This window comes from uncultured Methanobrevibacter sp. (assembly GCF_900314615.1).
In the GTDB taxonomy this organism is placed as follows: Archaea; Methanobacteriota; Methanobacteria; order Methanobacteriales; family Methanobacteriaceae; genus Methanocatella.
The window spans coordinates 41,134-60,390 of record NZ_OMWA01000028.1; the positions used below are offsets into that span (position 1 = coordinate 41,134).

Here is a 19,257-nt window from a genome sequence, read left to right on the forward strand (position 1 = left end):
GTGGTTACATGTTTAGTATTGAGAGAACTGGTGAAGAACATCGTAAATTGTCCTATAAAGATGTAAATTGTGTTGGTTGCGGGATTTGTGTTGATGTTTGTCCTACAACTTCTTTAAGATTAGGTCCTATTGTACCTATTGCAAGAGGATTAATTGAAATGGATTTGATTTCAGTTAATTCAGATTCCTGTGTATTCTGTGGATTATGTTCTGTTGCTTGTCCGTTTGATGCATTGTCTCTAGAAATTGATGATTCTAAAATTAGGGAGATGGATAATTATCCATTTTGGGAAACTGAATCAAAAGTTGATGATGAAGATTGTATCTATTGCGGCCGTTGTTATTCAGTATGTCCGAGGGATTCCATTATTTTTGAAAGGAATCTTCCAGATGCAGTATCTTTAATTAGGGGAGAAATTGAAATAGATAAACAAAAATGTATTTATTGCGGTTTCTGTGCAGACTTATGTCCTGCTGAAGCAATACTTATTGAAAATAAACCTACATCAAGTGTGGATTTATTGAATAATTCTATTGAAGTTGATTTTTCCAAATGTGTACAATGCGGAGTATGTAAAAGAATCTGTCCTCAATCAGCAATTAAACAGATCTGTTCTACTTGTATGTTGAGAGATGAAATTGAAGTTCCTGAAATAACTGGTAATACTTTTATTTCTGAGGAATCTTGTGTATATTGTTCATGGTGTTCTGAAATCTGTCCGGTAGATGCAATCGCAATTACTAAACCATTCAAAGGCAAACTTGAGTTAGTTGAAATTCAAGAAGAAGAAAAAATATGTAAAGGCGATTCATGTCATGCTTGCCAAGATGTATGTCCATGTAATGCAGTTGAAATTGTTGACGGAAAATCTATCACCAATTTAGACTTCTGTAATTTATGTGGTGCTTGTGTAACTGCATGTCCGCAGAATCTCCGTGTATTAACTCGAGATACCATGAATTTAACTAATATTAATTCTGATTCATGGAACGAAATTTTAAATACTATTTTAAGTGGAAAATAGAGAGGATATCTCTATTTTCAAATTTTATTTATAATATAATCTCTTTCTGTTTTTAAAAAGCTATGAGTGTTGGTTTGTATTTCTTGACTTATTTTTGATATATAACTTCCGACAAAAAGAACGATAACAATTAATCCTCCAATTATCAGGATTAATTCCGCACTTCCTTGTCCTTTGTTATCTATTTTTTTACACATGGGTTCTATTGTCAAGAATTGTGTTCCTGACGTCCATGATGTCGTCTTTTGCTTTTAAACTGGTGTCACTTGTTTCCATATAAGTTCTGTATATGGTAAGTGCCAGTAAGGCAATTACAATTACTCCTCCGAAAAGAAGTATATATTCTGCGGCACCTTGGCCTGAATTTTCATTGATGAATGGTTTTATTTTTCTCATAGTGTTTCACCAATATGATATTGATTTTTTTCATATATTAATATTACTATTATTTAAAAAAGTATTATCCAAATTATATTTTTCTCGTTTTTCTAGTGTTTTTTTCCATTAAATTTATTAATGGTGTTGTAGATATTCTATAATAGTTAAAATAATAGAGTGATTAATAAATAATAAGGGTGACATTATGGGAAATACTATAAAATTAGTTTCAGGTTTTATTTTATTTGTAATTGGTATTCTCATAGCATATGAGACAAGTGTTTATAACTTATTGGATATTTTATTGATAGTTGGTCTTATCATTTCAATAGTTGGTATAATACTTATTATCAGTTATTTCATCGAGTATAATTCTGAAAGAACTACAAATATGATTAAAGACTTTTTAAGCTCTGAAGAGGGTGAATCAAGGTTAGGTAAGTTTGATAGATCCTCATCAAAAGACAATAACCGTCCGTTAAGGCTTAATAATAATTATAATGATTATAATGATGGGGACTATAACGATTTGGTTCTGGATGACTCTGAGGAGTTTGACACCAGCCAGTACATCAGACCTGAATATGAAGACAATCCGAAAGCTGTTTTGAATGTAGTTCCTCAGGAAGAGCCAAAGGTTAATTTTGATAAACAATTGGATTTTACTCCACATTATGGAAAGCCATTAAAAGTAACCAGAGCTCCTAAAAAACGTGAAGGAAATTATTTTGTTGAAGAAATTCCTAAGTTTAAGCCTGAAAATGATAAGTCTGATGAGATTATAAAAGTATTGGCAGAAGAGCCTAAAGTGCCAGAACCTCAAACTGTAGACACTCAGACTCAAGTTGCTCCGGAAGTTGCTGAAAATAGAGATATTAAAATTGATATTAACAATCCTGAAAGTCTTCCTGTTCCAAAATTACTTAAAAGTTATGTAATTACTGATACTGGTTTGCTGTCTTCTCAAGAAGCTTTTGATCAATTAGCTATTAATGTTAACAAAGAAATAATGTTGGAAATCCCTTCATTGAATGATTTATCTGACAGATTCCTATCTCATGTTCCAACAATATATTCAAGAGTAATCATCGATGAATTTGATGTTTCCGACATGTCTTACATGTTTTTAATTTCATCCCTTTTAAAACAGGGAGTTCATATTAGAACTGTTCCTAAAGTTCACACTGTCAATTTGATAACTGATGATTCTCATGCAATGATTATTTCAGAAAGTCAAAATGACTTTGAATATGGTGCAATTTATGAAGACAGAAAATCTATATCCGATATTAGAGCTGATTTCGAAAAAACTTGGGATATTGCATCTAATTTAGATGAAAGTGTAATTATTAATGCTATAGGAGGAGCAGCATAATGGAAATCAGATGGTTAGGACATTCAGCTTTTGAAATCATTAGTGATGATGATGTTAAAATTCTAATTGACCCTTTTATCAGTAACAACCCTGCATGTCAAGTCCCTGTTGAAGAATTAAATCCTGATATAATTCTATTAACTCATGGTCATTCAGATCATTTTGGTGATGCTTTGGAAATTTCCAACAGTACTAATGCACCAATTGCATGCATTCATGAAATCTCACTCTTTTTAGCTAAACAGGGTATTAGAAACATCAGTGTTAATATTGGAGGATCATTCGTATTCAGAAACATTAAGTTTACAATGCTTGATGCAAAACATTCTTCTGATATAGATATTGTTGAAGAAACTGTTCCCGGAGGAAGTGCTGCCAGTTTTCTGATAACCTTTGAAGACGGTACAAAAATATTCCATGCAGGAGATACAGGCCTTTTCGGTGATATGAAAGATATCATAGGTAATATCTATAAACCTGACGTTGTATTGATTCCAATCGGCGATAAGTTTACAATGGGTCCATTTGAAGCGGCACTGGCTACAATGTGGTTAAATCCAAAAGTGGTTGTACCAATGCATTACAATACGTTTCCACCTATTGAACAGGACCCTGCAATATTTGCGAATTTTGTAAGTCAGTTTAACCCTAACATTGACGTTGTGGTTATGAATCCTGACGAATACTTTAAATATAATCCTGAAGATTATCAGGATTAACTTTTTTCATATTTTTTGCGTTCGTGATATTCTTCATCAATGTCACATTTTCCTGATGGTAACACCCTTATGATGTCATCAAGTGTGAGAATATCATCTTCATTTATTTTATGAATTATTTTTTTAGCTATTGCTTCTTTTTTTGTAAATCCTGGTTTTATTACAACATAATTTTCACAGTGTGCTTCAAGTGCATCTATCGGACCTGCCATAATACGTTTTCCTTCATAATCTACAATTCCGATAGCAAGCTTAACTCTTGCACCTCTGATATAATTTCTATGTCCTCTGATAACAAATGATCCTTTTGCTAAAAACTCCCCTGCTTCAGGTGTTTTTGATACCTGGTCCGGGCGGACCCAAAATACGTCCTGAGATGAGAAACCTTTTGACCAAGCAGATGAAAATGAAGCTGCAAACTCTCCGGATTCTTTAAGGATATTATCATTTAATTCATTGCCATTTAATTTTATTGCAAGTGATGATGCACCATGTATATCTGCATGTAAATAAATGTCATTTGGTTCCAGATATTTCTTCACAACACTTTCATTGCTGTTGGCGTCACGTCCTCCAACGACCAGAATGCCTTCGGAGCTGACAAACCATCTCATTTTCTCATACCACTTGAGATTTTTCTTTACTCTCTTTTTAGGTGTTGAGATATTCTCCATTGCGATTTCTTTTTTGGATTTTATATCTTCAAGTTGTTTTTTGGTATTTTCAATAGCTATTAAAGCTCCTTTTGTTTTACGTTTTGCTTTTTTAGCTTTTTCATAATAGATTTCAGCATTTTCTGCTATTGTCAATTTGGGATCAATGATTATTGAAGTATCGTCTATTTTTAATGTTAAAACGCCCAGCTTGTCAATTGATTCATAAATCTGTGCTTCTTTCATGCCGTCTTTTTTAGCATTTTTCAACGTTTTTCCAATTTCTTTAAAAGAGTAGTCCTTACTCCTTGCTGAGTTGACAACATTAATGATGTTTTCAATGGTTGGGTAATTAGAATAGATTACCTCTCCTTTATGTTGACTTTCTTCGATGGTGGTGTTAAAATTATCAAGTGTTTCTTGTTGTAAACGTAACCTTTTTTCAAACTTGTTTACTTTTTTTGTCCATGCTGATTCTTTTATGTCTTTGATTGTGGTGTTTACCTTTTTTGAGTAGAACTCATCACATGCTTCATTAAATGTTGAATATGTTGTTTTTTCAAAATCTTCATATTTGACTAAATCTAAAGGCACTACATCTTCTTTTTTGTCTTTTTTAACAATTTGTGGTTTAATTGAACCTTCTTTCAAATTATCAAATAAATTTACAAGTCCTGTGTACAGTGCATTTATTTGTGTATCTGTAATGTCGCTGTTTGAGGTGTTTTTATCAATTTCAGTAATTTCATTTGCTCTTTCGATGATTTCTTCAGCATATAAACTGCCTAATCCGTTTCTAGCCAAGGTTCTAACAACATCGCTGTCTTCCTCGAATAATTTTTTGAAATCATCTTCACTGACTGTTATAGGATTTATTCCCCTTTCTTCAGGAAATGCATATTCTCTTTTGGAGCTTATGTCTCTGTCACTCATCAGTTTTCTTTTAAGAGGTTGTATGATATTATTTTCATCATCTAAAAGAATTATATTTCCTTTATCGAAAAGTTCCACGATGATTGTATAATATTTATCTTTTTTAACTCTAATCTCCACTACACGGTCAAAATTATGCTGCTTTATGCTTTCCACATGTGCTCCTTTCACTCGTTTTCTTAAAAGCATAGGAAAACTTGGTGGTGTAGTCGGATTTTCAAGCGGGTACTGGCTGGTATGTATTCTGGAACCGCATTGCATAACTAAATCCACTCTTCCTGTTCCGGGAACATGGAATCTCATAACAACAATATCTTTTGTTGGCTGGAATGATTTATCGACTCTAGCGCCGCTTAATAATTTATTTAATTCATCACTTATAGTAAAAATGTCTACGTTAGACATGGATTTCATAATAAACACCTTTTAATTTAATCAATACTTTAATATATAATAATCACTAAAATTATATTAATATATTTAATTATGGAGGATATCAATGGACACAACTATTAAAGTTACAAGTATTCATATTGTTTTTGCTTTGATTTCAGCTGTTATTTCCACAGTTCTTTCCAAAGGATGGATTGGATTTAAAAATGATATTGCAGCTGCTTTTGTTGCATTAATTATATTGTATTTTGTTGGACAATTATGTCAAAAAATGGCCGGGGATGAGATTTCCGGATTTACCCAATGGTTATGGGATGGAATTTCACCGTTTTTCTTTACATGGGTAATTTCATATACCTTATTAATGATGTACTTATAATCCCCCGAAGAAGATCCATATAAAAACAATAAATAATGAAGTAATCAGTAAAACTGGAGCTATTATTTTACTTACCGCAACAACTGAACTGATTGTTGATATTAGTTCAGTTGAATTTTTCGGGCCGAAAGTATTAAGATTTTCTATTTTTTCAGTTCCAGTTCCAACTTCAACTTTTTCCAAATCATCTATCGCATTTTGAATACTAATTTTAACAAATTCTATTATTTCTGCTCTTTTTGCAATTCCAATTGGATTGTATCCTCTTGAAAGAGTGTTGACTGTATGTGTATCAGTTGTCATCACTTCAATTTCATCTATTTCCATATCACTTACAGCATCAATGATTTCCTGTCTGAATCCGATTTCCATATTGTTGGCATCAAACAGGACATATGCAGTTCTTTGACCTTCGACTTCAATAACCATAGTTTTAATACCGCTTTCACCGACTCCTTCCTGTTTGTCCAGTGTGCTCATATTGTCCTGTGAGCAACCTACTTTAACATCGTATTTTTCCTGTTCAGAGTCAATTTTATCAATAACTTCAATCAGATGGAACACTTCGGAGTTTCCGGGAAGAACTTCTCCGCTTTCAGGAGTAAATGAGTTATGGCAATCAACAATCACAGAATTTTCAACACTGCATTTGCTTCTGCTTTTAGCCATCATTGTCAGTCCAACACCAAATTCAATATCGTCAACAGCTTCAGGAGCGAATGTGGATAGGATTATCATTCCGTCATTGAAAAACTGCACTCCAATATTTGCTTTTTTATGTTTGTATCTGGTGAACTTGCTGGCATGCTCACTATATTCAACTTTTTCAAGGCCTCTTTTAACAGAAGCTTCAATTTTATCGATTTCTGAAACAGCAATAGGGTTGAAATCATGAGTTGAAGGTCCATGAGCCACCATAGTGAAGTGATCAAATTTATTTGCAAGAATTGTAGGCATGTTGGATCCTCCCAAATCTCCAAGAGGTCCCGGATGGACTGACGGTGAAATAAATAATGCTTTAATGCCGTTATCTGTTTTAAAACTAACAAAAGTAACTAATGTGTCAATTGCTTCGCCCATGTTTTCAAACAGTCCTTCAAGAGAGTTTGATCCTTCATTCAGGTGTGCAATAAATAAACTTAATAAATCCAGAACGCCTATTCCCAGATTTTTCTGGAACGGGGATGCTATAATCATGATAAATGCATAAATGGCTAATACAAAGATTATGCCTGCAATAAGAGCTTTTATAATGATTTGTATAATTGCTGGGCCTAAAAAGCTTGTATCAATAGTGAAAAATGATATTAAAATTAGCATGGCCAATATAAGTGTAGGCTGAATTAACCCTACTCCTGCAGCAACTGTAAATCTGACATTTGATGTTGCCCAAAATACAAGGGTATTAAATCCATAAATCAATACGCATCCGAATAATAATGAGTTTAAAAACATGTCAATGCCAGTTATTCTGGAAACGACTCCTCCACTAACCAATACAATTCCTAAGATAAACATTGAAAGTCCTGATAAGAACATGGAATGCCTAATTCTTAGGTTGATTCCGTGAAATCCTATTATAACCTGCTGATTTAGAGCACCGCTCATAATTGAGGTTACTCCAATACAGACCAGTCCAAAAAGACCTCCAAATAATATATCTTCTATAATATTAATATTTGTGACTGAATCAATTATAAAATATAAGCTTCCTATTAAAAAACTCAGAATTAACATTCCCAAAATACTGTATTCAGTTTTAGGCAATGTTTTGATATATTTTGAAAGTCCCGCAACACTACTCATACTCGACATGTTATTTTTCCTTGCTTTTTTATATATACATATAAAATTTAGTCATAACAAATATATTAAAGTTATCAATAAGTTTTGATTTGGATGTGTTATTTTAATTTCAATCTATTTTTTAAATTATATTTGCCATTAAATTTATTAAAATTAAAAATTTTATATATAATCTAGTTATATTTTTTTGCAAAAAGAAATTATCAAGTAAGGTGAATAGATGGAAAGAAAATTGAATGTTCCGATTAAAGATGAAGATTTATCACAGTTAAAAGCTGGAGATGTAGTGTATCTGACTGGAAATATTTTAACTGCACGTGACCAGGCACATAAAAGACTGCTTGAACAGGGTGCTCCATTGGATATTGAAGGTGCAGTCTTATTCCATGCCGGACCTATTATTTCTGAAAAAGAAGACGGATATGAAATGGTAGCCATCGGACCTACAACTTCAATGAGAATGAATCCGTATCAGAGTGATGTTCTGGATATGGGTCCAAAAATTGTCATTGGTAAAGGTGGAATGGATGATACTGTGCGTGAAGCATTAAAAAGAAATGAAGCCCTTTATGTTGTAGCTACTGGTGGATGCGCTGCTTTATATGTTGATGCAGTTGAAGAAATTGAAAGTGTGGATTGGCTTGACTTGGGAATGCCTGAAGCTATGTGGAATTTAAAAGTTAAAGATTTTGGTCCGCTTATAGTTGCAATGGACAGTCATGGAAACAGTTTATATGACTGATTTTTGACTTTATAAGTAATACTTATATATAATTTCATTTAAAGTATATTTTAATTTATAAAAATTTTAAAAAATTTTTATCGGAAGTGTAATTATGGCAGATATTAATGAATCAGCAGAAAAAAAATTGAAATCTAGAATGACTAAAATTAGAAAATGTAACAGAGAACCTGAAGAAAAGGAAAAGTTCTCAGAAAAATTCGGTGTTTCAGTAGAAATGGAATTCCAAAACAAAAATCCTGACAAACTTTCTGATGGTATTACTCTCATAACCAGTCCTGAAGGTAAAGTGTTATTTGCTGAATATTTCTACGGCATACCTGAAGAAGAAGAGTACACCACAGTTCCAGTTACAGAAAAACAATTAAAATCCATTTTAGAATTTTTTGAAGATTACAAATTACAGTTAGATGATTCTGATTAAATGATTATTAATAATTCTTTGGATGAAGTTAAAAAAAGAGAGCACGCTCTTTCAATTATTAAGGACATTGTCAATCTTGAAGGAAGAGACTCTTTATTTGACTTAACAGGATTGTCCGGAGGGTTTATTGCATCACCCTCTGAAATAAGTCTTTTAGAAACTTATGTGGGACCAGCTATTTTTGAAGAAGAACTCCAGAAAGTAGGAAAACAGCATTTGGGAGGGGAAAAGATACTCCCATTGAACAGGACTTCTTCAGGTATTTTGGCTACAATTCTCGCATTGGTTGATAAGGATTCATATGTAGTACATTATTTAGCGAAATTGCCTGCCCATCCATCAATTCCAAGAAGCTGTAATCTAGTTGGTGCAAAGTATTTTGAAACTGATGTGCTTGATGAGTTTTCAATTCCTGAAAATACTTCATTGGTTGTCATTACAGGTTCTACTATGGACCACCAGGTAATTGATGAAGATGAATTCAAAAAAGTCATTCAGATGGCTCATGAAAAAGACATACCTGTCATGGTTGATGATGCATCAGGTGCAAGACTTAGAACTGTTGTATTCAATCAGCCTAAAGCATGTGACTTGGGTGCAGATCTTGCAATAACAAGCACTGATAAATTAATGCCGGGCCCTAGAGGAGGACTTATGGCAGGCCGTGAAGAGCTTATCGATAAGATTAAAATCAAGGTAAATCAGTTTGGTCTTGAAGCTCAGCCACCTCTGGTTCTTGCAATGGTGAACGGTATAAAAAATTTCAATGAAGATAATCTGATTAACAGTTTTTCGAGAAAAGACGAACTGATAAATTTACTGAATAAAAAATTTGATAATTTTGAAACTACACCTACAGGGGTTATGATTTCTCCTGAAGGTTTGGCTAATGAGATATCATCACAGCACAACCTGTCCGATGATGATTTGGCTTTTGTATTATCATTTATCCTGCTTAAGGAACATGGCATTATAACAATTCCTGCAGTATCAATGCCGGGTGCATCCCCAACAATACGTTTTGATTTGTCTACAAATGATGCATTCAATCTGGATTTAAATGATTTATATAAAAAAATAGAATCTTCAATTAATAAACTACAAAAAGTAGCTATTAATGAAGATGAATGTAGGGAGATTGTATTTTAGTTTTTGATAATACATTCTCCGGAAATTACTTTTTCTAAGGTTCCATCAATTTTTTCAACTACAAGAGCTCCTTCTTTGCTGATACCTAAAACATATGCATCGTAGTATGTGTTGAAAGGCTCTCTTACTTCTACAATTTTTCCAATGGAGTATGAACGTTTTCTCCATTCTTTTAATATGGCCTCATATTCTTTTGAATTGAAAAGTTCATTGATTTTTTCAAATTCTTCAAAGAATATTTTTATTAAAAGATTTTCGTTTCCTTCCTTGTGAAGTTCTTCTTTAAGTGTTGTAGTTCCGGACTGTAATTCTTCAGGGAAATCAGTCACGTTTAAATTAGCATCGATACCAACACCAATGATTACACTTTCAATTCTGTTGAATTTAGTAACGGCTTCAGTTAGAATTCCACAAACTTTTTTGCCATTAATCATTATGTCATTTGGCCATTTGATTTCTGGATTTTCAACACCAACTCTTTCTAAGGTTTTTGCAACCGCTACTCCAGTAGCTAATGTAATCAAAGGTAATTTTGAATAATCGACAATAGGGTTTACTATAATGGATAACCATACTCCGCCTAATGGAGATTCCCATGATTTTCCTGATCTGCCTTTTGCTCCGGTTTGTTTTTCAGAGATAACTACTGTTCCGTTTTCAGCATTGTTTTTTGATAAGAATTTTGCAACGGTGTTTGTTGAACTTACTTCTTTGTAGATGTATAAATTTTTACCAACATATTCGGTATCTAAATCTGTTTGGATTTCTTCACTGTTTAGATACTCTGTTTTTTCTTTACCGATTTCTTTAACGATATGTGCAAAGTCTGTGATTTCTAAATTTTTCAATTCATCAGCTGTTTTATCTGAAAGCTTATTTTCTTTTTTTAACAAGTTAACAATTTCAGTACGCATAAGTTAATCTCCAAAATATTATTTTTGCATATGTTGGCTTTTTACAGCATTTTGATATGATCCAACTGCTGCTGAAATTGCAGCAATTTTTTTACTAGGCATGAATGTGGATTTTAATTTGTTTACATATTCCGCATCCTCTTCAATGATGTTAACCATTTCAGCATCGATACCTTTTTTGTGCTGATCGATGAAATGGGTATTTAAGTCTCCGGAAATGAAATTAGGATTTCTTAAAATTGCTTTATGGAAAGGAATTGTAGTTTTTACACCTAAAATAATATACTCACTTAATGCTCTTTTCATTCTATTAATAGCATCGTTTCTGTTTCTGCCGTAGGTAATCAATTTGGAAATCATTGAGTCATAGAATGTTGGGATTGTATAATTCATATAAACTCCACTGTCTAAACGTACACCAGGTCCACCAGGTGATCTGTAACCTGTAATTTTTCCAGGATTTGGAGCAAAGTCGTTAAGCGGATCTTCTGCATTGATACGGCACTCGATAGCATGACCGTTTACCTGTATGTCATTTTGTGATAAGCTTAACTCTTCACCTGCAGCAATTCTAATCTGCTCTTTAATCAGGTCAGTGTTGGTGACAAGCTCGGTAATTGGGTGTTCTACTTGAATACGTGTATTCATTTCAAGGAAATAGTAGTTGCCGTTGTCATATAAGAATTCAACAGTACCTGCACTTGTATAACCAATATATTCTGCAGCTTTAACGGCACTTCCTCCCATCTGTTCTCTTAACTCTTCAGTCATAATTGGGGAAGGTGCTTCTTCCAAAAGCTTCTGGTGTCTTCTCTGGATTGAACATTCCCTGTCTGCAACATGAATAACATTACCATGTTCATCAGCTAAAAGCTGGAATTCAATGTGACGGGGCTGTTCTAAGTACTTTTCGATAAATACGGTTGAATCTCCGAAGTTTGTTGATGCAACAGATTGGGTAGATTCGATAGCGCGTACAAGTTCATCTTCTTCATAAACCGCACGCATACCTATTCCTCCACCACCTGCGGATGCTTTAACAATAACAGGATATCCGATTTGTCTTGCAATGTCTTTTGCTTCTTCGATATCTGTTACACCTTCAGGTGTACCTTCAATAACAGGAACTCCCGCTTTTTTCATGAGAGCTTTTGAAGTAATTTTGTCTCCCATTTGATGGATTACGTCTCCGGAAGGTCCGATAAGTTTAATTCCATTTTTTTCACATTCTTCTCCGAATTTTTGGTTTTCAGCTAAAAATCCATAACCTGGGTGAATAGCATCTGCACCGGAATCAAGTGCGATACCTATAATTTTCTCTATATTCAAATAAGATTTTGCCGGTGACGGATTTCCTAAAGGAAAACTTTCATCAGCATATTTTGTGTATAGAGAAGTATTATCAGCATCAGAATAAATAGCTACAGTGTCAATGTCAAGTTCACGACATGCACGCATAACTCTTATTGCGATTTCTCCTCTATTTGCAATTAATACTTTTTCAAACATATGAAACCTCTAAGTAATTTTTTTGAAATATATTATAATTATATATTAGATAATTATTAAATATGTTGATTATATGAAAAAAATTACACGTAAAAAGCATCTGGAAATGAAACTTCAATCTGTTCCGCCACATCCAAATCCTAAAGTAGGTCTTGAACAGTACTCAACACCTTCAGTTATAGCTTCCGATTTGATTTGGAATGCAAGTTCTCTAGGGGATATTGAAGGTAAAAATGTTGTTGATCTGGGCTGCGGCAGTGGCATATTGACTTTAGGCTGTGCTCTGATGGGTGCAAATAGGGCATTTGGTGTAGATATTGATAATGATTCTATAACTCTTGCACGTGAGAGCTTAGAAAAGCTTAAAGTTGAAAATGCGGAATTTATTTTAAGCGATATTAACGATTATGATAAGGATGATGCTGTTGATACTGTAATTCAGAATCCTCCGTTTGGATCTCAAAGAAAAGCCGAACACGGTCAGGATTTAAAATTTGTTGAGAAGGCATGTCAGTTAAAGCCCGATGTTCTGTATTCGTTTCACATGGCATCTACTGAAGAATTTTTAATAAGCTACTATGAAAAAAACAATCTTGAAATTACACATATATTCAGATATAATTTTCCAATCCCAAAGATTTATGAGTTTCACACTAAAGAAAAACAAAATGTTGATGTTATTGTAATTAGGGCATTTTCAGATTTTTAAATTTTGCAGAAATCTGATTTATATATTTTTTTTATATATTAAAACAATACCTTTATATAGGGGTTATTACATATCTTATATTAATATATTCTCTGAGTATAAAAAAGTTGGTAGCATAAAAAGAAGCTACGGATATTATAAGTGATATAATATTTTGTAAATGTGTAAGTCTATTTAGTGATAGCTATATAAATGTAGGGTAATCTTTATATACTTTAGTCTATATAAATTAAAGTAATGTATAAAGATGAGCTATCTATATTTATTCCAAATTCATTTCTTTCTGAGTCTAAAGATCTCAAAATTCGTACTTATAAAGTGGGAATTTTAGGAAGAGCTTTGGCTATTTTTCAAGCAGATAATGTGGTTATTTATAATGATGACCATGTAAAAAATGAAGATGGAGCACATGATGGAGATTTTATTGCTGAAATTCTAAGTTATATGAATACTCCTCAATATTTGAGGAAAAAAGCGTTTCCTATAATGCCTGAATTGAAGCATGTTGGAATTCTTCCACCGTTAAGGACTCCTCATCATCCTGTAAATAATCAACCAGACGTGGGCGATTATAGACAAGGTTTCACTGTTAAAAGAAATAAGAAAGGAACTTATGTTGATATAGGTATGGATAAACTTGCATTCTGTAAAGAGCAACTTACTGTTAAAAAAATTTTTGACTTTAAGATAACTAAGATTGCTAAGAAAGAAGTAATAGTCACACCTGATAAACCAGATGACGTTTACTGGGGATATAATGTTATGTCCTCTAATAAGAGTCTTAAAAATAGCTTAAAATTAATTAAACCTGATCTTGTGGTTGAAACTACAAGATATGGAGATTATATTGATTCTATTTTTGATGAATTAAAACATAAAGTAGATGAATGTAAAAGTATTGCTATTTTATTTGGTGGCCCTTATTCTTCAATCGAGGATGATGTTTCCAATCCGAACTGGGATTTATTTAAAGTAAATACCATTCCCGATCAAGGAACTGAAACCGTCAGAACTGAAGAGGCAGTTGTCGCTACACTTTCTTTATTTAACTTTATGAGATTTTAATTCTCTTTGATTTATTAGTCGTATCACGCTAATAGATAACTTGCTCAACTTTTTATACATTAATGTTTTTAGGGCTCTCCTAAAAATTTACTTAGCGCAGAATGATTTATACATTGTATATATTCTTTATTGTGCTTCAATTGAAGTAAACTCAATAGAATATATTGAAATTTAATATTTATCTAGTTGTAATCCTTTTTACAGCTATTTATTATTTCGATGAGGTTATACTTAGTATGATTCTTATCAACTTGTCTAATAACTATTAATTTAGTTATTGAACTTTAAAAAATTAAAATAATTAAAAAATAAGGAAAAATATTAATAAGGAGGTTAAATTAAATGGTTAGACACCACCAGCCAAGAAAAGGGTCAGTTGCTTTTAGTCCAAGAAAAAGAGCAGCAAAAGAAACCCCTAGAGTAAAATCTTGGCCGCAAATGGACGAACCAAAATTACTAGGCCTCGCAGGTTATAAAGTCGGTATGACTCACGCTTTAGTCACTGATACTGATAAAAACTCTCCAACCAATGGTATGGAAGTTTTCACTCCAGTAACCGTATTGGAAGTACCTCCGGTCGTAGTAATGGGAATTAGAGCTTATGAAAAAACTTCTCGTGGTTTGAAAGTAATCACCGAAGTACTTGCAGACAATTTAGATCAAGAACTTTCAAGGAAAATTTCTCTTCCTAAAGAATACAATAAATCTGAAGCTATTGCAAAAATACAAGGTGAATTAGAAAACACAGAAGATATTAGGGTATTAATACACACAAATCCAAAAGTAACTAGCGTACCTAAGAAAAAACCAGATATATTTGAATGTGGTATTGGAGGAGCAAATCCTGAAGAAAAATTAAACACTGCATTAGAATTATTAGGTAATGAAGTAAAAGCTAGCGAAATCTTCAATGAAGGTGAATTTGTTGATGCTATTGCAACTACAAAAGGAAAAGGATTCCAAGGTGTAGTAAAAAGATGGGGAATTAGAATTCAATATGGTAAAGCTGTTAGAGCAGGTAAAGGAAGACACGTTGGTTCTATTGGTCCTTGGACACCTAGAAGAACTATGTGGACTGTTGCACAAGCAGGTCAAATGGGATACCATAAAAGAACTGAATTCAATAAAAGAATTTTAAAAATCGCATCAGCTGATGAAGTTGACCAAATCAACCCAGATGGTGGATTTGTTAAATACGGACTTGTCAAAAACGATTATGTTTTAGTAAAAGGTTCCTTACCAGGTCCTTCTAAAAGATTAGTAATCTTAAGACAACCTATTAGACCTAATAATAAAGCTGAGGATATACCTCAAATTAATTACATCAGTACAAAATCTAAACAAGGGGTATAATCATGAAAGTTAACGTTTATTCTATTGAAGGGGAAGTAAAAGAACAAATCGAACTTCCAGCTATTTTTGATGAAGTATACAGACCAGATTTAATCAAAAGAGCTGTACTTTCTGCACAATCTGCTAGAGTACAACCATGGGGTAATGACCCAATGGCAGGTAAAAGAACTTCCGCTAAAGGATGGGGTTCAGGTAGAGGTACCGCAAGAGTACCAAGGATTAAAAATGGTTCTAAAGCAGCTTTCGTACCAATGGCTATTGGTGGTAGACAAGCACATCCTACTAGAGCTGAAAAAAATCATCACGAAAAAATCAACATTAAAGAAAGAAGATTTGCAATCAGATCTGCTGTTGCAGCAACTACCAATAAAGAAATTGTTGAAGACAGAGGTCACATTGTAGATGATTTAGAACAAGTTCCTATTATTGTTGAAGACGAAATCGAAGCAGTAAAAACTGCAAAACAAACTCGTGAAATTTTCGAAAAATTAGGAGTTTACGATGACGTCATTCGTGCAAAAGAAGGTAAAAGAATCAGAGCAGGTAGAGGAAAAACAAGAGGAAGAAAATACAAAAAAGTAAAAGGACCTCTTGTAGTTGTCGGTGAAGATAACGGTATCTCATTAGGTGCAAGAAACCACGCTGGTGTAGATGTAGTGGTTGTTGAAAACTTAAATGCAGAATTATTAGCACCAGGTACCCACCCAGGAAGACTCACTGTTTATACCAAATCAGCTGTTGAAAAGTTAGGAGGTTTATTCCAATAATTTTGGAAAATAGGTGATTATTATGGATTCATACTCAATTATTATTAAACCTCATGTTACTGAAAAAACCATGAACTTAATCGATATGAACAATGAAATTACTTTTGTTGTAAACCGTAAAGCTAACAAAAGCCAAATCAAAAAAGCTTTTGAAGAGTTATACGAAGAAAAAGTTGCAAAAGTCAATACTCATATCACTACTAAAGGTGTAAAAGTAGCATACATTAAACTCGTTGAAGAAGAAATGGCAGAAGAACTTGCTGTCAGAATAGGAGTATTCTAAGGAGGAATTTGAATGGGAAAACGATTAATACATCAAAGAAGAGGTAGAGGAACTCCTGCTCACCGTGTTGCTTCTCACCGTTTCAAAGATAAAATCAGATACAGATCTTACGATGCATTAGAAAAAGAAGGTAGTATCAAAGGTAAAGTCATTGATATTGTACATGACCCAGCAAGAACCGCTCCTATTGCAGAAGTAAAATTCGAAAATGGTGAAAAGAAATTTATATTAGCACCTGAAAGCATTCAAATCGATGATGAAATTGAATGTGGTATTTCTGCTCCAATTAAATTTGGTAATACTTTACCGCTTGCTGAAATTCCTGAAGGTACTCCAATCTATGATATCGAAAACACTCCTGGAGATGGAGGTCGTTTTGTAAGATCTTCCGGAACTTATGCTAATGTTGTTACTCATGATGCTAACCAAACTGTTGTTGAATTACCATCTGGGGAATTAAAATACTTAAATCCTAACTGCCGTGCTAGTATTGGTGTAGTAGCTGGTGGAGGAAGAAAAGATAAACCATTCCTTAAAGCAGGTAAAAAATGGCATGCTTACAAAGCTAAAGGTAAGAAATTCATGACTGTAAGAGGAGTAGCTATGAACGCTGTAGATCACCCTCACGGGGGAGGTAACAGACAACATCCTGGTCGTCCAACTACTGTTTCAAGACATGCACCACCAGGAAGAAAAGTTGGTTCAATTGCAGCTAAGAGAACAGGTTTAAAAAGATAGATAGAGGGTGTTTCATTGGCAAGAAAAATATTTAAATATAAAGGTTATACTCTTGAAGAACTACAAGACATGTCTTTAGAGGAAGTAATGGAATTATTACCTGCAAGACAAAGAAGGTCTTTAAAAAGAGGATTCTTACCAAGACAACAAATTGTTTTGGATAAAATGAGAAAATTAAATAAAGAAGGAACTAAAGATGGCCGTCCTGTTGTAATCAGGACCCATTGTAGAGACATGATTGTAATACCTGAAATGGTTGGAACCACTTTCGGTATTTATGATGGTCAAAATTTTGTAGAAGTTACTATTGAACCAGAAATGATTGGTCATTACTTCGGTGAATATGCACCAACCAGAAAAAGAGTTCAACACGGAGACCCAGGTATGGGTGCTACTAGATCATCCATGTTTGTACCACTTAAATAAGGAGATTAGAACATGGCTAACAAATATGCTTATAATAATGATGTTGATGAAGCAAAAACAGCACGTGCTATGGCAAAATCCCTTAAGATTTCTCCAAAACACAGTGTTGAGATTTGCAGAGCAATAAGAGGAATGGAAGTAGTTAAAGCTAAAGCTTACTTAGAAGATGTTATTGGAATGAAAAAATCAGTTCCTTTTAAAAGACACAACAAAAAAGTTGGTCACAGAAAAGGTCAAGAAGGCTGGCCTAGTGGAAGATACCCTGTAAAAGCAGCTGAACAAATCTTAAAAGTTTTAGAAAACGCTGAAGCTAATGCAGAGTACAAAGGTTTAGACACTGAAAAATTATTCATTGAACATATTTCAAGTCACAAAGGTGTTGTAATCCCTGGATACATACCAAGAGCATTTGGTAGAATGACTCCATTTAACACACCTACTACTCATATTCAAATTGTATTACAGGAGGCTAACTAATGATAGAAAAAGATTTCGTCCAAGAAGGCCTTAGAAGAACCAGAATTGATGAATATTTAGAAAAAGAGTTAGAAAGAGCTGGATACGGTGGTATGGAAGTTCAAATCACACCTTTAGGTACCATGGTTGTTGTTTATGCAGAAAGACCGGGTATGGTTATTGGTAGAGGTGGAAAAAACGTTAGAACTATTACCAACACTCTTAAAACTCAATTCGGATTAGACAATCCTCAAATTGAAGTTAAAGAAGTTGAAGTTCCAGAACTCAACCCAAAAATCATGGCTTACAAAATTTCTAACATGTTACAAAGAGGTATGCACTTCAGAAGAGTTGCTTATTCCACTATTCGTAGAATTATGGGAGCAGGAGCTCAAGGTGTAGAAGTAACCATTTCTGGTAAAATCAGAGGTTCCAGATCTGCTGTAGCTAAATTTGTTGAAGGATACATTAAAAAATGTGGAGAACCTTCAATCAGATTTGTAGAAGAAGGCTTCGCTACTGCTGAATTAAAACCTGGTGTTTTAGGTATTTATGTAAGAATTATGCCTCCAGAAACTGTATTACCTGATTCTGTAGAAATCCTTCCTCCAAAAGTCATCATTGAAGAAGATGGTGAAGTAATTGAAGAAGAAATCGATGTTGAAACCGAAGAAATCATCGAAGAAGAAATCATTGAGGAAGTTGAAGATTTAGAAGAATTAGAAGAAGTTGTTGAAGAAGAATCTACTGAAGAAGTAGAAGAAGATGATAGTTAGATACATAAATTTAATTATCTGAAAAGAGTTGGAACAATGGCGATTTTAAGAAGTAAAGAAATTTGGGACATGGAAGTTGATGAGATTCAAGAAAAACTCGTTGAACTCAGAACTGAATTATCCAAAAATGTTTCTAAAAATGCAGCTGCCGGGGTAGTAGAAAACCCTGGAAAAATTAGAGAATTGAAAAGAACAATTGCTCGTGTTCTTACAATATTGAATGAAAAACAGAAGGAGAATTAAATGTCAAAAATCTGTGATGTATGTGGGCTTCCTGAAGAACTT

Annotated in this window: 23 protein-coding genes; 17 read left to right on the forward strand and 6 right to left on the reverse strand. The window is 33.5% G+C overall.

The annotated features are described in order from the left end of the window. Positions 1–8 precede the first annotated feature (8 nt). A complete protein-coding gene (gene fwdF, locus QZN33_RS09770) occupies positions 9–1,025 on the forward strand; it encodes a tungsten-dependent formylmethanofuran dehydrogenase subunit FwdF (protein ID WP_296791753.1) in 1,017 nt (338 codons plus the stop codon). A gap of 17 nt (positions 1,026–1,042) precedes the next feature. On the opposite strand, the gene QZN33_RS09775 is transcribed toward fwdF, so the two are convergent. Continuing rightward, on the reverse strand, positions 1,043–1,222 hold the full coding sequence (locus tag QZN33_RS09775; protein WP_296791756.1) for a class III signal peptide-containing protein: 180 nt from the start codon (positions 1,220–1,222) through the stop codon (positions 1,043–1,045). Further along, the gene (locus QZN33_RS09780; RefSeq protein ID WP_296791759.1) at positions 1,215–1,421 is read right to left on the reverse strand and encodes a class III signal peptide-containing protein; all 207 of its coding nucleotides are present in this window, start codon (positions 1,419–1,421) and stop codon (positions 1,215–1,217) included. The genes QZN33_RS09775 and QZN33_RS09780 overlap by 8 nt, the downstream gene beginning before the upstream one ends. A gap of 187 nt (positions 1,422–1,608) precedes the next feature. On the opposite strand from QZN33_RS09780, the gene QZN33_RS09785 reads away from it, so the two are divergent. Together QZN33_RS09785 and QZN33_RS09790 are read left to right on the forward strand one after the other, a co-directional pair. Then, on the forward strand, positions 1,609–2,778 hold the full coding sequence (locus QZN33_RS09785; RefSeq protein WP_296791760.1) for a hypothetical protein: 1,170 nt from the start codon (positions 1,609–1,611) through the stop codon (positions 2,776–2,778). Further along, a complete protein-coding gene (locus QZN33_RS09790) occupies positions 2,778–3,497 on the forward strand; it encodes a metal-dependent hydrolase (RefSeq protein ID WP_296791762.1) in 720 nt (239 codons plus the stop codon). Before QZN33_RS09785 ends, QZN33_RS09790 begins: the two co-directional genes overlap by 1 nt. Here the strand turns inward: QZN33_RS09790 and rqcH are convergent. Beyond that, complete coding sequence (rqcH, locus tag QZN33_RS09795) at positions 3,494–5,497, reverse strand: ribosome rescue protein RqcH (protein WP_296791764.1); 2,004 nt, start codon at positions 5,495–5,497, stop codon at positions 3,494–3,496. The genes QZN33_RS09790 and rqcH overlap by 4 nt on opposite strands. Positions 5,498–5,582: 85 nt before the next feature. On the opposite strand from rqcH, the gene QZN33_RS09800 reads away from it, so the two are divergent. Further along, positions 5,583–5,855 carry a hypothetical protein gene (locus QZN33_RS09800; protein ID WP_296791767.1) on the forward strand — a complete coding sequence of 91 codons (273 nt, stop codon included), beginning with the start codon at positions 5,583–5,585 and terminating at the stop codon, positions 5,853–5,855. On the opposite strand, the gene QZN33_RS09805 is transcribed toward QZN33_RS09800, so the two are convergent. Continuing rightward, the gene (locus QZN33_RS09805; RefSeq protein WP_296791770.1) at positions 5,850–7,670 is read right to left on the reverse strand and encodes a DUF2070 family protein; all 1,821 of its coding nucleotides are present in this window, start codon (positions 7,668–7,670) and stop codon (positions 5,850–5,852) included. The genes QZN33_RS09800 and QZN33_RS09805 overlap by 6 nt on opposite strands. Before the next feature lie 211 nt (positions 7,671–7,881). On the opposite strand from QZN33_RS09805, the gene QZN33_RS09810 reads away from it, so the two are divergent. The 3 genes from QZN33_RS09810 (at position 7,882) to QZN33_RS09820 (ending at position 9,976) form a co-directional block, all read left to right on the forward strand. Continuing rightward, positions 7,882–8,403 carry a FumA C-terminus/TtdB family hydratase beta subunit gene (locus QZN33_RS09810; RefSeq protein ID WP_296791777.1) on the forward strand — a complete coding sequence of 174 codons (522 nt, stop codon included), beginning with the start codon at positions 7,882–7,884 and terminating at the stop codon, positions 8,401–8,403. 94 nt (positions 8,404–8,497) lie between these two features. Further along, on the forward strand, positions 8,498–8,827 hold the full coding sequence (locus QZN33_RS09815) for a hypothetical protein (RefSeq protein ID WP_296791780.1): 330 nt from the start codon (positions 8,498–8,500) through the stop codon (positions 8,825–8,827). After that, positions 8,828–9,976 (forward strand): TIGR03576 family pyridoxal phosphate-dependent enzyme, encoded by a 1,149-nt coding sequence (locus tag QZN33_RS09820; RefSeq protein ID WP_296791783.1) that lies wholly within the window; start codon positions 8,828–8,830, stop codon positions 9,974–9,976. Here QZN33_RS09820 and QZN33_RS09825 read toward each other — a convergent pair. Continuing rightward, positions 9,973–10,890: a biotin--[acetyl-CoA-carboxylase] ligase gene (locus QZN33_RS09825; protein WP_296791786.1), complete on the reverse strand. Its 918-nt coding sequence runs from the start codon at positions 10,888–10,890 to the stop codon at positions 9,973–9,975. The genes QZN33_RS09820 and QZN33_RS09825 overlap by 4 nt on opposite strands. Before the next feature lie 18 nt (positions 10,891–10,908). Next, positions 10,909–12,399, reverse strand: a complete 1,491-nt coding sequence (locus tag QZN33_RS09830) for an acetyl-CoA carboxylase biotin carboxylase subunit (protein ID WP_296791795.1) — start codon at positions 12,397–12,399, stop codon at positions 10,909–10,911. A 73-nt stretch (positions 12,400–12,472) separates the two neighbouring features. Between QZN33_RS09830 and QZN33_RS09835 the strand changes: the two genes are divergently transcribed. The 10 genes from QZN33_RS09835 (at position 12,473) to rpmC (ending at position 19,215) form a co-directional block, all read left to right on the forward strand. Then, positions 12,473–13,108 (forward strand): METTL5 family protein, encoded by a 636-nt coding sequence (locus QZN33_RS09835; protein ID WP_296791803.1) that lies wholly within the window; start codon positions 12,473–12,475, stop codon positions 13,106–13,108. Positions 13,109–13,345: 237 nt separating this feature from the next. Continuing rightward, positions 13,346–14,173, forward strand: coding sequence for a putative RNA uridine N3 methyltransferase (locus tag QZN33_RS09840; protein WP_296791806.1), 828 nt, complete (start codon positions 13,346–13,348; stop codon positions 14,171–14,173). A gap of 342 nt (positions 14,174–14,515) precedes the next feature. Continuing rightward, positions 14,516–15,526 (forward strand): 50S ribosomal protein L3, encoded by a 1,011-nt coding sequence (gene rpl3p / locus QZN33_RS09845; protein WP_296791811.1) that lies wholly within the window; start codon positions 14,516–14,518, stop codon positions 15,524–15,526. Between the two features lie 2 nt (positions 15,527–15,528). Beyond that, positions 15,529–16,293, forward strand: coding sequence for a 50S ribosomal protein L4 (gene rpl4p, locus QZN33_RS09850; RefSeq protein ID WP_296791816.1), 765 nt, complete (start codon positions 15,529–15,531; stop codon positions 16,291–16,293). 22 nt (positions 16,294–16,315) lie between these two features. Next, complete coding sequence (locus tag QZN33_RS09855; RefSeq protein WP_292746895.1) at positions 16,316–16,576, forward strand: 50S ribosomal protein L23; 261 nt, start codon at positions 16,316–16,318, stop codon at positions 16,574–16,576. A gap of 12 nt (positions 16,577–16,588) precedes the next feature. Beyond that, positions 16,589–17,314 carry a 50S ribosomal protein L2 gene (locus QZN33_RS09860; protein WP_292740357.1) on the forward strand — a complete coding sequence of 242 codons (726 nt, stop codon included), beginning with the start codon at positions 16,589–16,591 and terminating at the stop codon, positions 17,312–17,314. A gap of 15 nt (positions 17,315–17,329) precedes the next feature. Continuing rightward, positions 17,330–17,740, forward strand: coding sequence for a 30S ribosomal protein S19 (gene rpsS / locus QZN33_RS09865; RefSeq protein WP_292746889.1), 411 nt, complete (start codon positions 17,330–17,332; stop codon positions 17,738–17,740). A gap of 12 nt (positions 17,741–17,752) precedes the next feature. Continuing rightward, the gene (locus QZN33_RS09870; protein ID WP_292746887.1) at positions 17,753–18,217 is read left to right on the forward strand and encodes a 50S ribosomal protein L22; all 465 of its coding nucleotides are present in this window, start codon (positions 17,753–17,755) and stop codon (positions 18,215–18,217) included. Beyond that, positions 18,217–18,972, forward strand: a complete 756-nt coding sequence (locus QZN33_RS09875; RefSeq protein ID WP_296791830.1) for a 30S ribosomal protein S3 — start codon at positions 18,217–18,219, stop codon at positions 18,970–18,972. The genes QZN33_RS09870 and QZN33_RS09875 overlap by 1 nt, the downstream gene beginning before the upstream one ends. A gap of 36 nt (positions 18,973–19,008) precedes the next feature. Next, positions 19,009–19,215 carry a 50S ribosomal protein L29 gene (gene rpmC, locus QZN33_RS09880; protein ID WP_296791833.1) on the forward strand — a complete coding sequence of 69 codons (207 nt, stop codon included), beginning with the start codon at positions 19,009–19,011 and terminating at the stop codon, positions 19,213–19,215. The last annotated feature ends 42 nt before the right edge of the window (positions 19,216–19,257 follow it).

What these genes read in the sequence shown, in the direction of transcription:
- fwdF (WP_296791753.1), top strand. Translation starts at nt 9, where the DNA reads ATGTTTAGTATTGAGAGAACTGGTGAAGAACATCGTAAATTGTCCTAT.
- QZN33_RS09775 (WP_296791756.1), bottom strand. Translation starts at nt 1,222, where the DNA reads ATGTGTAAAAAAATAGATAACAAAGGACAAGGAAGTGCGGAATTAATC.
- QZN33_RS09780 (WP_296791759.1), bottom strand. Translation starts at nt 1,421, where the DNA reads ATGAGAAAAATAAAACCATTCATCAATGAAAATTCAGGCCAAGGTGCC.
- QZN33_RS09785 (WP_296791760.1), top strand. Translation starts at nt 1,609, where the DNA reads ATGGGAAATACTATAAAATTAGTTTCAGGTTTTATTTTATTTGTAATT.
- QZN33_RS09790 (WP_296791762.1), top strand. Translation starts at nt 2,778, where the DNA reads ATGGAAATCAGATGGTTAGGACATTCAGCTTTTGAAATCATTAGTGAT.
- rqcH (WP_296791764.1), bottom strand. Translation starts at nt 5,497, where the DNA reads ATGAAATCCATGTCTAACGTAGACATTTTTACTATAAGTGATGAATTA.
- QZN33_RS09800 (WP_296791767.1), top strand. Translation starts at nt 5,583, where the DNA reads ATGGACACAACTATTAAAGTTACAAGTATTCATATTGTTTTTGCTTTG.
- QZN33_RS09805 (WP_296791770.1), bottom strand. Translation starts at nt 7,670, where the DNA reads ATGTCGAGTATGAGTAGTGTTGCGGGACTTTCAAAATATATCAAAACA.
- QZN33_RS09810 (WP_296791777.1), top strand. Translation starts at nt 7,882, where the DNA reads ATGGAAAGAAAATTGAATGTTCCGATTAAAGATGAAGATTTATCACAG.
- QZN33_RS09815 (WP_296791780.1), top strand. Translation starts at nt 8,498, where the DNA reads ATGGCAGATATTAATGAATCAGCAGAAAAAAAATTGAAATCTAGAATG.
- QZN33_RS09820 (WP_296791783.1), top strand. Translation starts at nt 8,828, where the DNA reads ATGATTATTAATAATTCTTTGGATGAAGTTAAAAAAAGAGAGCACGCT.
- QZN33_RS09825 (WP_296791786.1), bottom strand. Translation starts at nt 10,890, where the DNA reads ATGCGTACTGAAATTGTTAACTTGTTAAAAAAAGAAAATAAGCTTTCA.
- QZN33_RS09830 (WP_296791795.1), bottom strand. Translation starts at nt 12,399, where the DNA reads ATGTTTGAAAAAGTATTAATTGCAAATAGAGGAGAAATCGCAATAAGA.
- QZN33_RS09835 (WP_296791803.1), top strand. Translation starts at nt 12,473, where the DNA reads ATGAAAAAAATTACACGTAAAAAGCATCTGGAAATGAAACTTCAATCT.
- QZN33_RS09840 (WP_296791806.1), top strand. Translation starts at nt 13,346, where the DNA reads ATGTATAAAGATGAGCTATCTATATTTATTCCAAATTCATTTCTTTCT.
- rpl3p (WP_296791811.1), top strand. Translation starts at nt 14,516, where the DNA reads ATGGTTAGACACCACCAGCCAAGAAAAGGGTCAGTTGCTTTTAGTCCA.
- rpl4p (WP_296791816.1), top strand. Translation starts at nt 15,529, where the DNA reads ATGAAAGTTAACGTTTATTCTATTGAAGGGGAAGTAAAAGAACAAATC.
- QZN33_RS09855 (WP_292746895.1), top strand. Translation starts at nt 16,316, where the DNA reads ATGGATTCATACTCAATTATTATTAAACCTCATGTTACTGAAAAAACC.
- QZN33_RS09860 (WP_292740357.1), top strand. Translation starts at nt 16,589, where the DNA reads ATGGGAAAACGATTAATACATCAAAGAAGAGGTAGAGGAACTCCTGCT.
- QZN33_RS09870 (WP_292746887.1), top strand. Translation starts at nt 17,753, where the DNA reads ATGGCTAACAAATATGCTTATAATAATGATGTTGATGAAGCAAAAACA.
- QZN33_RS09875 (WP_296791830.1), top strand. Translation starts at nt 18,217, where the DNA reads ATGATAGAAAAAGATTTCGTCCAAGAAGGCCTTAGAAGAACCAGAATT.
- rpmC (WP_296791833.1), top strand. Translation starts at nt 19,009, where the DNA reads ATGGCGATTTTAAGAAGTAAAGAAATTTGGGACATGGAAGTTGATGAG.